Origin of the sequence: Mangrovibrevibacter kandeliae (genome assembly GCF_024519155.1) — a bacterium.
Taxonomy (GTDB): domain Bacteria; phylum Pseudomonadota; class Alphaproteobacteria; order Rhizobiales; family Rhizobiaceae; genus Mangrovibrevibacter; species Mangrovibrevibacter kandeliae.
This window is the reverse complement of the sequence record NZ_JANIFJ010000002.1, coordinates 661,573-675,324: the sequence shown is the minus strand read 5'-3', so window position 1 is coordinate 675,324 and position 13,752 is coordinate 661,573. Positions and strand designations below refer to the sequence as shown.

General features: G+C 68.4%; 10 protein-coding genes and 1 pseudogene. 9 read left to right on the top strand and 2 right to left on the bottom strand.

Translation table 11 applies throughout. From position 1 onward, the window contains the following. The first annotated feature begins 211 nt into the window (after positions 1-211). Positions 212-2,350, top strand: coding sequence for a polyribonucleotide nucleotidyltransferase (gene pnp / locus NPA30_RS09435; protein ID WP_256802371.1), 2,139 nt, complete (start codon positions 212-214; stop codon positions 2,348-2,350). Between the two features lie 120 nt (positions 2,351-2,470). On the opposite strand, the gene NPA30_RS09430 is transcribed toward pnp, so the two are convergent. Then, positions 2,471-2,881, bottom strand: coding sequence for a DUF4260 domain-containing protein (locus NPA30_RS09430; RefSeq protein WP_256802370.1), 411 nt, complete (start codon positions 2,879-2,881; stop codon positions 2,471-2,473). A gap of 151 nt (positions 2,882-3,032) precedes the next feature. Here NPA30_RS09430 and NPA30_RS09425 point away from each other — a divergent pair, with 151 nt between their 5' ends. The 8 genes and pseudogenes from NPA30_RS09425 to NPA30_RS09385 all read left to right on the top strand — a co-directional run bounded on the left by NPA30_RS09425 (position 3,033) and on the right by NPA30_RS09385 (position 12,641). Next, positions 3,033-3,941: a LysR substrate-binding domain-containing protein gene (locus tag NPA30_RS09425; protein WP_256802369.1), complete on the top strand. Its 909-nt coding sequence runs from the start codon at positions 3,033-3,035 to the stop codon at positions 3,939-3,941. Between the two features lie 117 nt (positions 3,942-4,058). After that, positions 4,059-4,886 carry an ABC transporter substrate-binding protein gene (locus tag NPA30_RS09420; RefSeq protein ID WP_256802368.1) on the top strand — a complete coding sequence of 276 codons (828 nt, stop codon included), beginning with the start codon at positions 4,059-4,061 and terminating at the stop codon, positions 4,884-4,886. A gap of 9 nt (positions 4,887-4,895) precedes the next feature. Beyond that, a pseudogene (locus NPA30_RS19680) lies at positions 4,896-6,358 on the top strand (amino acid ABC transporter permease/ATP-binding protein). Between the two features lie 16 nt (positions 6,359-6,374). Then, positions 6,375-7,748: a lyase family protein gene (locus NPA30_RS09405; RefSeq protein WP_256802365.1), complete on the top strand. Its 1,374-nt coding sequence runs from the start codon at positions 6,375-6,377 to the stop codon at positions 7,746-7,748. Between the two features lie 194 nt (positions 7,749-7,942). Continuing rightward, on the top strand, positions 7,943-8,956 hold the full coding sequence (locus tag NPA30_RS09400) for a TRAP transporter substrate-binding protein (RefSeq protein ID WP_256802364.1): 1,014 nt from the start codon (positions 7,943-7,945) through the stop codon (positions 8,954-8,956). Between the two features lie 64 nt (positions 8,957-9,020). Next, positions 9,021-9,611, top strand: a complete 591-nt coding sequence (locus tag NPA30_RS09395; RefSeq protein ID WP_256802363.1) for a TRAP transporter small permease subunit — start codon at positions 9,021-9,023, stop codon at positions 9,609-9,611. Then, entirely contained in the window at positions 9,604-10,920 is a 1,317-nt protein-coding gene (locus NPA30_RS09390; RefSeq protein WP_256802362.1) for a TRAP transporter large permease, read from the top strand. Before NPA30_RS09395 ends, NPA30_RS09390 begins: the two co-directional genes overlap by 8 nt. Positions 10,921-11,105: 185 nt before the next feature. Next, on the top strand, positions 11,106-12,641 hold the full coding sequence (locus tag NPA30_RS09385; RefSeq protein WP_256802361.1) for an ABC transporter substrate-binding protein: 1,536 nt from the start codon (positions 11,106-11,108) through the stop codon (positions 12,639-12,641). 457 nt (positions 12,642-13,098) lie between these two features. Here the strand turns inward: NPA30_RS09385 and NPA30_RS09380 are convergent, their stop codons facing one another. Next, entirely contained in the window at positions 13,099-13,614 is a 516-nt protein-coding gene (locus NPA30_RS09380; protein WP_256802360.1) for a thermonuclease family protein, read from the bottom strand. Positions 13,615-13,752 lie beyond the last annotated feature (138 nt).

Below are 13,752 nucleotides of genomic sequence, written 5' to 3'. Positions count from 1 at the left end.
CAGCCCCGCCGGAACGGTCATGGGGCAGGATTGCCGGAGACTTCCCGGCCGACGCCGCGGGCCTTTCCGTCCGCCGGCCGACATGCCATCCGGAGCGCCGAGCGCTCCTGCGAAGCCTCCCGTCGTCTTGCCCGTGGCGCGCTCCCGCACAACGCGACCGCTCCGCCTGCCCGTCGTCCCGACGGCCGCGGAGCCCGAAAGGCACACGCACATGTTCAATACCCACAAGGTCGAGATCGAATGGGGTGGGCGCACGCTCACCCTCGAAACCGGCAAGATCGCCCGTCAGGCCGACGGCGCCGTGCTCGCCAGCTACGGCGAGAGCACCGTGCTCGCGACCGTCGTCTCCGAGAAGCAGCCGAAGGCGGGCTTCGACTTCTTCCCGCTGACGGTCAACTACCAGGAGAAGGCCTTCGCGGCCGGCAAGATCCCCGGCGGCTACTTCAAGCGCGAGGGCCGTCCGTCCGAGAACGAGACGCTGGTCTCGCGCCTCATCGACCGGCCGATCCGCCCGCTCTTCGCGGAGGGCTACAAGAACGACACGCAGGTCGTCGTTACCGTTCTCCAGCATGACCTCGAGAACAACCCCGACGTGCTGGCGATGGTCGCAGCCTCGGCGGCGCTGACGCTGTCCGGCGTGCCCTTCATGGGCCCGATCGGCGGCGCGCGCGTCGGCTACATCAACGGCGAGTACAAGCTGAACCCGCATGTCGACGAGATGCCGGAGTCCAAGCTGGACCTCGTCGTCGCCGGCACCGATTCGGCCGTGCTGATGGTCGAGTCCGAGGCGTCCGAGCTGCCCGAGGACATCATGCTCGGCGCGGTGATGTTCGGCCATCGCGGCTTCCAGCCGGTGATCGACGCGATCATCAAGCTCGCCGAGCATGCCGCCAAGGAGCCGCGCGAGCACAAGGTGACGGACCTCTCGGCGCTCGAGACCGAGATGCTCGGCGTCGTCCAGAACGATCTCTCCGAAGCCTACAAGATCACCGACAAGCAGGCCCGCTACGCCGCGGTCGACGCCGCCAAGGCCAAGGTGACCGCGCACTTCCTGCCGGAGGGTGCCGAGAGCACCGCCTGGACGAAGGAACAGGTCGGCACGGTCTTCAAGGAGCTCCAGGCCAAGGTGGTCCGCTGGAACATCCTCGACACCGGCAGCCGCATCGACGGGCGTGACCTGAAGACGGTCCGCGCGATCGAGGCGCAGGTCGGCGTCCTGCCGCGCACCCACGGCTCGGCGCTGTTCACCCGCGGCGAGACGCAGGCGCTGGTCGTCGCGACGCTCGGCACCGGCGAGGACGAGCAGTTCGTCGACTCCCTGACCGGGACCTACAAGGAGACCTTCCTCCTCCACTACAACTTCCCGCCCTACTCGGTCGGCGAGACCGGCCGCATGGGCTCGCCCGGCCGCCGCGAGATCGGCCACGGCAAGCTCGCCTGGCGCGCCATCCATCCGATGCTGCCGGCCAAGGAGCAGTTCCCCTACACGCTGCGCGCCGTCTCCGAGATCACCGAGTCGAACGGCTCGTCCTCGATGGCGACCGTCTGCGGCACCTCGCTGGCGCTGATGGATGCGGGCGTGCCGCTCGCCAAGCCGGTGGCCGGCATCGCCATGGGCCTGATCAAGGAAGAAGAGCGCTTCGCGGTCCTCTCCGACATCCTCGGCGACGAGGACCATCTCGGCGACATGGACTTCAAGGTCGCGGGCACCGAGAACGGCATCACCTCGCTGCAGATGGACATCAAGATCCAGGGCATCACCGAGGAGATCATGCAGATCGCCCTCGGCCAGGCCAAGGACGGCCGCCTGCACATCCTCGGCGAGATGGCAAAGGCCCTCTCGACCAGCCGCGGCGAACTCGGCGAGTTCGCGCCGCGCATCGAGGTGATGCAGATCCCGACCGACAAGATCCGCGACGTGATCGGCTCGGGCGGTAAGGTGATCCGCGAGATCGTCGAGAAGACCGGCGCCAAGATCAACATCGAGGACGACGGCACCGTGAAGATCGCCTCCTCCTCCGGCAAGGAGATCGAGGCGGCCAAGAAGTGGATCCACTCGATCGTGGCCGAGCCCGAGATCGGCGAGATCTACGAGGGCACCGTCGTGAAGACCGTCGAGTTCGGCGCCTTCGTCAACTTCTTCGGCTCGCGCGATGGCCTCGTGCACATCTCGCAGCTCGCGGCCGACCGCGTCGCCAAGACGACCGACGTCGTCAAGGAAGGCCAGAAGGTCTGGGTCAAGCTGATGGGCTTCGACGAGCGCGGCAAGGTGCGCCTCTCCATGAAGGTCGTCGACCAGGCGACCGGCGAGGAGCTCAAGAAGGACAAGGCCGAGGAGGACGCGGCGTAAGCCGCATCCTGTGACGCATCAGCCGGCGCCGCGTGCGCCGGCACCCGCAGGACATAGAGCCCCGGTGCGATGCGCCGGGGTTTTCCTTTATGATGGATGCTCGGCCGGACCTTCGGCCGGTCAGGCTCCCTGGCCGGTCCCGGCCTCCGCCCGTCCGGCCTTCGCGCCGAGATGGGTGAGACTGAAACCGCCCGGATATTTCAGGCCGTAGCCGAGCGCGCGGTCGAAGCCGATATGGGCGAGCCAGATCATGCCGAGCGCTGCCGGCAGACGGTCGCCCAATGCGAACGCGCTGAGGCTCAGGAGCAGCGGGAGGGTGGTCGTATGCACGAGATTGTAGATTGCAGCGCCCGGCCGCGGACCGGCGAGATAGCCGGCCATGCCGAGATCCGGGGCGAGAAACAGGATGGCAAAGAGCCACCAGGATTTACTGGTCCAGGAATAGCCGACCAACGCGGCGAGGAACAGCGCGGCTGCCTCGATGCGCAGAAGCCGGCGCGGCCAGTCCTCCACTCGTCCCGGAACCATCATTCTCGCCACCACATGTCTGCTTCGGGCGGAGCGCCCGCCGGCGTTAAGTAGCCAGTCCGTCGGCCGACTGCCACATGCTTTCGGGCCATCTTGAAACGCGATGCGTGACGTATGACGCGCGCCCCGGCGCAACGCACCAGGAGATCGGACCTTGCCCGTCGAACTGCGTCACTGGCGCGCCTTCCTCGCCGCCGCGGAGCTGCAGCACTTCGGCCGGGCGGCAGAGCGGCTCGGCATCAGCCAGCCGGCGCTGAGCCAGCTGGTGCAGGCGCTGGAGACCCAGCTCGGCGCGCCGCTCTTCGACCGCACCCGACGCCGGGTGGAGCTGACCTCGACCGGGGCGGCGCTGCTGCCCGAGGCGCGCGCGACACTTGAGCAAGCGCGGCGGGCGGAGCAGATCGGCTCGGCCGCGGGACGCCAGGACAGCCGCATGCTGACCGGCGGCTATGTCGGCTCGGCGGCGCTCCACCCCGTGTTCGGGGCACTGATGCGCGAGCTCGCCGCGATCCGGCCGGCGGTGACGCTGCAGCTCGACCAGCGGCCGGCGGTGCAGCAGCTGCGGGAGCTGCGCGAGCACGTCCTCGACTTCGGCATCGCCCGCTCGCCGCTGCCGGGGCTCGACACCGAGATCGCCGGCCTCGTGCTGGCGCGCGAGCCGATGGTGCTGGCGGTGGACGAGGCGAGCGCCGGTCCGGCGGGCGTGGCCTGCCGTCTTGCCGACGTCGCCGACCGGCCCTTCATCCAGTACCTGCACCAGTCGAGCGGCGGGCTGCGGCTGCTGACGACGGAAGCCTGCCGCGCCGCCGGCTTCGAACCGCGGGTGGCACAGACGGTGCCGCAGATCGCCACCATGCTCTGCCTCGTCGCGGCCGGGCTCGGCGTTGCGCTCGTGCCGCAGACGGCGTCCCGGCTCGCCCTCCCCGGCGTCACCTATCGGCGCCTCAGCGAGGGCCCGACGACGGAGCTGCACCTCCTCTATCGCCGCAGCGACACCGCGCCGGCGTTCCGTGCCCTCGTCGCGACGGCGCGACGCCTGACTGATAAGACGAGCCTATCGTAACACATCGTCTTTCGGATTGGTCGCCCGCGTGTTTCCGCTACGGTCACCGGCGGAGGATGGACCGGACCCTGCCGCATAGCGGCGCGTCCGCTGCACGACACATCGGGAGGATCGCAGATGCCTATCGTATCGACGCGCCGGACAACGCTGGCCGCCTTGTCCTGTCTCGCCCTTGCCGCACTGTCCGGATCGCCGGCCGCCGCCGCCGATCTCAAGACGGTCGTCTCCGGCCAGTTGACCGTCGCCTACCGCACCGACGACAAGCCGGTGTCGTTCATCGAGAACGGAAAGCCGACCGGCTACATCGTCGAGTTCGCCCAGGCGATCGGTAAGGAGCTCGGCAAGGAGGTCGAGTTCGTCTCGACCAACTTCGAGAGCATGGTCCCGGCGGTCAAGAACGAGCAGTACGACACCGCCGCCTTCGGCGTCCTGGTGACGCCCGAGCGCGAGGCGATGGTCGATTTCACGACGCCGGTCGGCTACGGCGAGGCGCGCCTCGTCAGCCGCAAGGAAGCGCCGATCGACAAGGTGCAGGCCGCCGGCGGCAAGACCGTCGCGGTGACGCGCGGCAGCGCCCTGATCCCGCTCCTCAACAAGATCGCGCCGGACGTCACCGTGCGCGAGTTCCCCAACGTCGCAGCCAGCCTCAACGCGCTGCTCGCCGGACAGGTCGACGGCCTCTTCACCGGCCTTGCCACCGCCGACCGGCTGGTGCAGCAGCAGGCCGAGCTGATGGCCTCGCAGGCCGTCACCAGCGGCATCGCCGCCTTCCCGGTGGCCAAGACCAACCCGGAGCTCCTGAAGGCGCTCGACGATGCCATCGACAAGCTGATGAAGGACGGCACCTACACCCGGCTGTGGACGAAGTGGAACCCGCCCTCGGTGGAGATCCCCGAGGACATGTATGCCGAATATCCCGGCATGCCGCATCCCGAGCAGAAGTGACGCGGCCCGATGCCGATCGGTCTCCAGCGGATCCTCGACACGTTCTTCGATCCGCAGATCATGGGGCAGGCCTTCGGGACGCTGATCGTCACCGGCCTGCCCAACACGCTGCTGCTGTCGATCCTCGCTTCGCTGATCGGCATGGTCGTCGGCCTCTTCGTCGCCACCGGCCTGATGGCGCCGCGCCGGCTGATCCGCTTTCCCTGCCGGACCTATGTCGACATCCTGCGCGGGCTGCCGCACGTCCTGACCATCTACCTGATCGGCCAGGGCCTGCCGCTCGCCGGCCTGTCGATCTTCGGGCGTGACACCTATGCCTATGCCGCGCTGGCCATCGGGCTGATCGAGGGCGCCTACATGGCCGAGATCTTCCGCGCCGGCCTGCAGAGCGTCGAGCGCGGCCAGGTCGAGGCGGCCCGCACGCTCGGCATGAGCGGGGCGAAGACCTTCGTCTACATCGTCCTGCCGCAGGGCATCCGCCGCGTGCTGCCGCCGCTGACCGGCCAGTTCATCCTGGTCATCAAGGGCACGTCGCTGGTCTTCCTGCTCGGCCTCACGACCTCGCAGCGCGAGATCTTCTCGATCGCGCAGGACTGGGCGATCAACAGCGCCAACCTGTCGCCGCTGACCGCGGCCGGCATCCTCTATCTCGCCCTCACCGTGCCCATGACCTACGCGGTCAACGCCTGGGACCGGAGCATGCGGGCGGCACCCGGGAGCCAACGCTGATGCGCGAGCCCCACGTCCCCGGCGTCCGCTTCGAGGCGGTCGACAAGTTCTTCGGCGCGCACCAGGTGCTGCACGACATCACGCTCGACATCCCGCGCGGCCTGACGACCTGCATCATCGGGCCCTCCGGCTCCGGCAAATCGACGCTGCTGCGCTGCACCAACCTGCTCGAGCGCCCGCAGCGCGGCAAGATCTTCGTCGAAGGCACCGAGATCACCGCGCCGTCGACCGATCTCGACGCGCTGCGCACCCGCATCGGCATGGTGTTCCAGCACTTCAACCTGTTCAGCCATCTCAGCGTCCTCGACAACGTCACGCTGGCGCTGCGCAAGGTCCGCCGGATGAAGCGACCGGAGGCCGAGGCGCTGGCGCTCGAACAGCTCGACGCGGTCGGCCTCAAGGGCTTCGAGCGGCGGCGCCCCTCCGCCCTCTCCGGCGGCCAGCAGCAGCGGGTCGCGATCGCCCGGGCGCTGGCGATGAAGCCGGAGGTGATGCTGTTCGACGAGGCGACCTCGGCGCTCGATCCCGAGCTCGTGAAGGGCATCCTCGGCGTCATGCGCGATCTCGCCGCCTCCGGCATCACCATGCTGGTGGTCACCCACGAGATGCGCTTCGCGCGCGAGGTGGCAGGGCAGGTCGTGTTCATGGACCAGGGCCGCATCGTCGAGCACGGGCCGCCCGACCGGCTGTTCGACGCGCCGGAGAGCCCGCGCCTGACGCACTTCCTCGACCAGGTTCTGTGAAGAAAGGCGGCCCTTCATGACGGACCCGAATGAGCAGCCGGCCGCCTCCGCGGCGGCGAGCCTCACCCTGGCCGAGGTGACGGCGCTGTTCTCGCGCCGCGCGCTCTGGAGCTCCTGGCTCGAGGTGGAGGCGGCGCTCGCCGAGACGCAGGCCGAGCTCGGCATCGTTCCGGCGGCGGCGGCGGCCGAGATTTGCGCCAACGCCGAACTCGACATCCTCGGCGAAGCCGCGCTCGCCGCCGACATCGAGCGCACCCGCGCGCCGGTCGTCTCGCTGGTGCGGCTGCTGGCCGCCGCCTGCGCGGGCGATGCCGGCGGCTATGTCCACTGGGGCGCGACCACGCAGAACGTCATGCAGACCGGCCTTGCGCTGCAGATGCAGCGTGCCCATGCCGGCCTGATGGCCCGCTTCGATGCCGTTCTTCGGCAGCTCGCCTCTCTCGCCGAGACCCATGCGGAGACGCTGACGGTGGCGCGCACCAACCTGCGCCATGCGCTGCCGATCACCTTCGGCTTCAAGGCCGCCGGCTGGATCGAGGAGTGGCTGCGCCACCGCGACCGCTTCGCCGAGGCCGCGCCGCGGGTGTTCCGGGCGCAGTGGGGCGGCGCGGTCGGCGCAATGCACGCCGTCGGTGCGGCCGGCCCGGAGCTGAACCGGCGGCTCGCTGCCCGGCTTAGCCTCGGCCACTACACCGTTCCCTCGCGCGCCGCGCTCGACTGCACGGCCGAGTACGCCCTGCTGCTCGCGCTCGTCAGCGGTACGGTGTCGAAGATCGCCCGCGACCTCTACACCATGATGGCCGACGAGTTCGGCGAGGCGGCCGAGGCGCTGGACGCCGACGTCGTCGGCTCGAGCACGATGCCGCACAAGGTCAACCCGAAGAGCGTCGTGCGCGTCCTCGCGCTGGCCGCCAGGGTGCGCGCCCAGGTGCCCCTCGCGCTGGAGGCGATGCAGCCGGGGTTCGAGGGCGACGGCGCCAACAACCTGATGATCGGAGCGCTCGCCGGCGAGGCCTGCCCGCTCGGCTTCGAGCTGCTCGACCGCTTCGCCGCACTCCTCGATGAACTGGACCTCGATCCGGCGCGGATGGCCGCAAACGTCGCGATCAATGGCCCGCTGCTCGCCTCGGAAAACCTGATGATGGCCCTCGCCCCGACGATCGGGCGGACGCGGGCGCACGACCTCGTGCACCACGCCGTCGCCGAGGCGGTGGCGGACGGCAGGCCGCTGGCCAACACGATCCTCGCGTCACCGGACGTCGCCGGCGTTCCCGCGGCCACGATCCACGCGTCGCTCGACCCGGCCGGCTATGTCGGGCTGAGCGCCGGCCTTGCCCGCGAGATGGCGGGCCGCGCCTTCGGCGTCCTCGCCGGCGGCACGGTCGACTGAGCCGTCCAGCCGGCGCTTTTGCCGGCAACGCGCCCTCCCGCCTCTGGATAACGCCGCCGGCGCCACCTTTCTCCCATGTCAGCCTTGATCTTCCTGCGCGCTTCGTGACAGCGTGCGCCGCATGCGGGTTGGGAGATCCGCCACAGCCTCGAGGGCGGCCCGTCCGCTCCGGCAGACACGATGGGAGGAACATCATGATCACACGGCTTCTGGCCGCGACGCTCGCGGCCGGTCTCTTGTCGACGGCGGCCTATGCGCAGGAGACCTTCGACCTCAAGTTCCAGTCGAGCGACAACTCCGGCACCGTCTCCTTCGGCGTGCAGCAGGAGTGGGCCAAGCACCTCAGCGAGGTCTCGAACGGACGCATCAACGTCGAGATGCTGCCGGTCGGCTCGATCGTCGAATACAACGAGACGCTGGACGCGGTCGGCTCGGGCATCCTCGACGGCCACATCACCGACAGCTCCTACTTCACCGGCAAGGACCCGGGCTTCGCCCTGATCGGCAATCCGGTCGGCGCCTACTCCACGCCGGAAGAGCTGCGCGCCTTCTTCGACGACGGCGGCGGCACGAAGCTCTACAACGAGATCCTCAACCCCTACGGCGTCCAGTTCATCGGCCCGGCCGCGCAGACCGCCGAGGCCATTCCGTCGAAGATCCCGATCGACGGCGTCGCCGACCTCAAGGGCGTCAAGATCCGCGCCCCGGAGGGCATGGTGCAGTCGGCCTTCGCCGCCGCCGGCGCCGCGCCGGTGAACCTGCCGCAGTCGGAGGTCTTCACCTCGCTCGACAAGGGCGTGATCGACGCGGCCGACGCCACGACGCTCGCCACCAACGATTCGATGGGCCTCAACGACGTCGCCAAGAACCCGATCTGGCCGGGCTTCCACTCGCTGCCGCTGAACGAGGTGTCGATCAACAAGGCCAAGTGGGACGCGATGTCCGACGAGGACCGGCAGATGCTGACCGACTCGGTCAAGTGGTACGCCGATCACCTCGCCGAGCGCGTCCGCTCGCGCGACGAGGAGGTCGCCGAGAAGCTGCGCCAGCGCGGCGACGTGACGATCCACTCCTGGTCGGAAGAAGAAAAGAAGAAGTTCCGCCAGATCGGCCAGGAGCAGTGGAAGACCTATGCCGAGCGTTCCGAGAACGCCCAGAAGGTCTATGACACGTTGACCGCCTACCTGAAGAAGGAAGGCCGCCTCTAAGCGCCGCCACACGAACAGGCGGCCGGGCACCCCCGTCCGGCCGCCGCACGGGGATCAGTCAGTCATGAGTCTCGAAACCGAGGCGCGCGAGGAGGTGCGGGACGTCCCGCAGGACCCCCTCTCGGCGCTGCTGCTGCCGCTCGGCCGTCCCTTCGCCGTCGCCTTCCTCCTGATCGTCGCCTTCAGCTTCTACGAAGTCGTGATGCGCTACGTCTTCGATGCACCGACGATCTGGGTGCACGAGACGACGACGGCACTGACCGCGCTCTGCTTCGCCTTCGGCGGCGCCTACTGCCTCGGCACCGACCGGCACATTCGCGTCGTGCTTCTCTACGACCACGTCTCGCCGCGCGTGCGCCGCATCCTCGACGTCGTCATCAGCCTCGTCGGCGCCGCGGCCTGCGCGATGATGGCCTGGGCGGCCTGGAGCCTCGCCTACAAGGCCTTCTACACCCCGGGCGGCCAGTTCCGCCTCGAGACCAGCGGCAGCGCCTGGAACCCGCCAACGCCCGCGATCGTGAAGTCGGTGCTGTTCGTCGTGCTCTGCCTGATGTGCCTGCAGTTCCTGCTGCAGGCACTGCGCCATGCGCGGCGCGATGCCGGGGTCGACGCCCATCACGGCCCCGTGGGCGAAGGACGCTTCGACGATGCTTGACCTCCAGGCGCTCGGCATCGGCGGCGGCAGCGTGGCGATGTTCGCCATGCTGCTCGCGCTCCTCGTCACGGGCATGCCGCTCGCCTTCGTGACGATCCTCGTCGCGCTGACCTTCGCGTTCGGCTGGTTCGGCCCGATGGCCGTGCCGATCGTGACGACGCGCATCTACTCCTTCATCATGCAGTACGTCTTCGTCTCCGTGCCGATGTTCGTGCTGATGGCCTCGATCCTCGACCGCTCGGGGATCGCGCGCGACCTGTTCGACGCGATGCGGCTGTTCGCCGGCCGCATCCGCGGCGGCCTCGGCGTGCAGACGCTGATCGTCGCGGTGATCCTGGCCGCCATGTCGGGCATCATCGGCGGCGAGATCGTGCTGCTCGGCCTCCTGGCCCTGCCGCAGATGCTGCGCCTCGGCTACGACAAGCACCTCGCGATCGGCATCGTCTGCGCCGGCGGCGCGCTCGGCACGATGATCCCGCCCTCCATCGTGCTCATCATCTACGGCCTGTCGGCCAACGTCTCGATCTCCGAGCTCTTCACCGCATCGTTCCTCCCGGGCCTGATGCTCGCGGCGCTCTACGCCGCCTATGTGGTGATCACCGGCCTGATCCAGCCGCACAAGGCGCCGGTGCCGGCGCAGGACGAGGTGGTGCCGCTGAAGGAGAAGCTGCGGCTCTTGAAGGGCCTCATCCTGCCGCTGATCGTGGTCGTCTTCGTGCTCGGCTCGATCTATGGCGGCATCGCCTCGGTGACCGAAGCGTCGGCGATCGGTGTCGTCGGAGTCATCCTGTCGACGCTCGTGCGCGGCGAGTTCAGCCTGAAGATGCTGATGGACGCCTCGATGCAGACGCTGCGCACCTGCGGCATGATCGTCTGGATCGGCGTCGGCGCCACGGCGCTGATCGGCGTCTACAACTTGATGGGCGGCATCAACTTCATCAAGGAGCTGCTGCTCGGCGTCTCCGACACGCCGATCGTCGTCATCCTCGTGATGATGCTGATCCTCGGTGTCCTCGGCATGTTCCTCGACTGGGTCGGCATCGCGCTGTTGACGATCCCGATCTTCGCGCCGATCGTGAAGACGCTCGGCTACGACCCGATCTGGTTCGGCGTGCTGTTCGCGCTGAACATGCAGGTGTCGTTCCTGTCGCCGCCGTTCGGACCCGCCGCCTTCTACCTGAAGAGCGTGGCGCCGCCCGACATCGGCCTCGGCACGATCTTCAGGTCGCTGCTGCCCTTCATCGGGTTGCAGATCCTCGCGTTGGCGCTCGTCCTGATCTTCCCCGAACTGGCGCTCTGGTACCGATAGGACGATCCGGCCCTGCAGCGGCAGGGTCGGTATCCGCCGTGTTTCCCTTCGCCCAAGCGCCGTATCGTACAGGCTGCCCAGCCCCGGCAGCATGTGCACAATATCTCTACAGGCCTGCGCATTGCGCACAGCTGTGCCAGCTTCCTATAACAGTCGGGTACCGCCCCGCCTCGAAAGGACCTGTCATGGCCTCCATCGCGCAGCGCGCCGCTCTGTCCTCCTGCCTTCTTGCACTCCTCGGCGGCGTCACAGCCGGCACCGCCGCCAATGCCGCCGACCTGCGCATCGGGCTGCGGGCCGATCCCGACGTCCTCGATCCGGCGCAGGGAACCTCGGTCGCCGGCCGCATGGTCTTCGCCGCACTCTGCGACAAGCTGATCGACACGACGAAGGACGGCGGCTTCCGGCCGCAGCTCGCAACCGCGTGGGACTGGTCGGACGCCGGCAAGACGCTGACGCTCACGCTGCGCGACGGGGTGACGTTCCAGGACGGCGAGTCGATGGACGCCGAGGCGGTGAAGTTCAACCTCGAGCGCTATCGCAGCGATCCGATCTCGAAGCGCAAGAGCGAGCTGAAGCCGGTCGACAGCGTCGAGGTCGTCGATCCCGCCACGGTGCGCCTGCATCTGTCGGAGGCCTATGCGCCGCTGATCGGCGTCCTCGCCGACCGGGCGGGCATGATGATGTCGCCGAAGGCGGTGAAGGCCGCGGGCGAGAAGATCGGCGATCATCCCGTCTGTGCCGGCCCCTTCGCGTTCGTCAGTCGGGTGGCGCAGGACAGCATCAAGCTCGAGCGCTTCGCCGACTACTGGGACAAGGATGCGATCTCGATCGACCACCTGAGCTACCTGCCGATCCCGGACGACACCGTTCGGCTCGTCAACCTGCGCTCGGGCGATCTCGACATGATCGAGCGGCTCTCCGCACCCGACATCCCGGCCGTGAAGGGCGACGCCAACCTCACCTTCGTGGAGGGGCCGTCGATCGCCTACGACCTCCTGTCGATCAACGTCGCCAATGGGGCGCAGGCCGACAATCCGCTGGGCACGTCGGCCAAGGTGCGCCAGGCGTTCGAACTGTCGCTCGATCGCGAGGCGCTGAACCAGGTCGTCTACGAGGACCTGTTCAAGCCGAGCAACCAGCACGAGATGCCGGGCAGCACCTACTGGGACGACGCCCATCCGGTGCCGGCCCGCGACGTCGAGAAGGCCAAGGCGCTGCTCGCCGAGGCCGGGACGCCCAGCCCCTCCTTCACCCTCACCGTCGCCAACAGCCCGGTGTCCCAGCAGGTCGGGCAGCTGATCCAGGCAATGGCGGGCGAGGCCGGCTTCGACGTGAAGCTGCAGACGGTGGAGTCCGCAACGCTCGCCGCCGACTCGAGCAAGGGCAACTATCAGGCCACGATGGCGATCTGGAGCGGCCGGCCGGATCCCGACGCGAACGTGTCGCCCTGGGCGGCCTGCGACGGCTTTCTCAACTGGGGCCACTACTGCAACAAGGATCTCGACGCCCTCCTTTCCAAGGCGCGTCAGAGCACCGACGAGAAGGAGCGCAAGTCGCTCTACGACCAGGCGGTCGACATCTACCTGACCGACCTGCCGCACATCGTCCTCTACCACTACACCTCGCTCTATGCGCTACGCAGCACGGTGACGGGCTTCACGCCCTTTCCGGACGGGCTGGTGCGCCTGCAGGGCGTGACGGTCGGCGGCGCGAACTGACGGCGAGGGCGCGGACGTGCTTCAGGCCGGCGAAACCCGGCCTCGTGCGTGCGCCTTCGGCGCATCGTCGCCATCATGATTTGGAGAGGATGCGGGCGTGGCATCACCCCTCGACTGCCACGCCCGTCTTGTGTGCTCGTTCCCCCGACGCTTGTGAGACCGCGTCGTTTTCGGGAAGCCGCTCGTTTGACGAACCGAGAATGGCACGCAAAAGGTTAACGATCCGTTAACGACGTTAACGTCTGATAAACCATGCGATCGCCGGCCAAAGCGGTGGATCGCGAATGCTGTCACAGGCCGCCTGCAGCCGTCGTCCGGCGCCGTGCTCGTGGGCCTCGCCGTATAGAGGCGGTTCCCGGTGCCGGGCTGACGCAATCGTGACCGGCCAGCCGCTCGTCGAAAGCGACCGACGCCTGCGCCGATTGCGCAGACCCTCTGGATGGGCCTTGGCAGAGCGTCAGCTGCGTTTGCGCGGCAACGGCATCGGCGCGGCCTCGCTCGTCTGGTCGCACCAGTCGCGCCGCTTGCCGCCGCCGTAGCGCTCGACGAGGCCTTCCTTCAGGAGCTGGGCGTTGAAGCTCTCGCCGCCCGACAGACCGATGTCGGCAAGGACGCGGCCGAAATACTTGTCGCCCGAGATGTCGGTCAGCTGGACGGCACCATCGCCGACGAGATCGGCGAGCCGCTGCTTGGCCACCTGTGCCGCGGCCTTTTCAGCCTCGCATTTGCCATGCAGCTCGGGCGCATCCACCCCGCGCAGCCGCACCGCGATGTGCACGGTCTGCTGCGGCCAGACGAAGGCCTCCACCTCGACGGTGTCGCCGTCCCGGACCTTGACCACCTGCGCGGCGACCGGGCCCTGGATGCGCTCCAGCCGATCGTCATCGGCGGCCTGGGCGCTCAACCCGACGCCGAAGAGCGCCACGATGGCACAACCTAAAATCGAGAGGGAAGCGGCCGAGCGAATCATCATGCGGTACAGCATAAACCGAAAAGGACGATTTTCCTATAGACCTCGGGCCGGCCGGGCTCCGTGGCGACGCTTATTGCGCCTTACGACGCGCGGTACGCTGCGGCCGTCGATATCAATGGCGCGGGGGTCCCAAGCGAA

What these genes read in the sequence shown, in the direction of transcription:
- NPA30_RS09380 (WP_256802360.1), bottom strand. Translation starts at nt 13,614, where the DNA reads ATGATGATTCGCTCGGCCGCTTCCCTCTCGATTTTAGGTTGTGCCATC.
- pnp (WP_256802371.1), top strand. Translation starts at nt 212, where the DNA reads ATGTTCAATACCCACAAGGTCGAGATCGAATGGGGTGGGCGCACGCTC.
- NPA30_RS09400 (WP_256802364.1), top strand. Translation starts at nt 7,943, where the DNA reads ATGATCACACGGCTTCTGGCCGCGACGCTCGCGGCCGGTCTCTTGTCG.
- NPA30_RS09385 (WP_256802361.1), top strand. Translation starts at nt 11,106, where the DNA reads ATGGCCTCCATCGCGCAGCGCGCCGCTCTGTCCTCCTGCCTTCTTGCA.
- NPA30_RS09405 (WP_256802365.1), top strand. Translation starts at nt 6,375, where the DNA reads ATGACGGACCCGAATGAGCAGCCGGCCGCCTCCGCGGCGGCGAGCCTC.
- NPA30_RS09395 (WP_256802363.1), top strand. Translation starts at nt 9,021, where the DNA reads ATGAGTCTCGAAACCGAGGCGCGCGAGGAGGTGCGGGACGTCCCGCAG.
- NPA30_RS09430 (WP_256802370.1), bottom strand. Translation starts at nt 2,881, where the DNA reads ATGATGGTTCCGGGACGAGTGGAGGACTGGCCGCGCCGGCTTCTGCGC.
- NPA30_RS09420 (WP_256802368.1), top strand. Translation starts at nt 4,059, where the DNA reads ATGCCTATCGTATCGACGCGCCGGACAACGCTGGCCGCCTTGTCCTGT.
- NPA30_RS09390 (WP_256802362.1), top strand. Translation starts at nt 9,604, where the DNA reads ATGCTTGACCTCCAGGCGCTCGGCATCGGCGGCGGCAGCGTGGCGATG.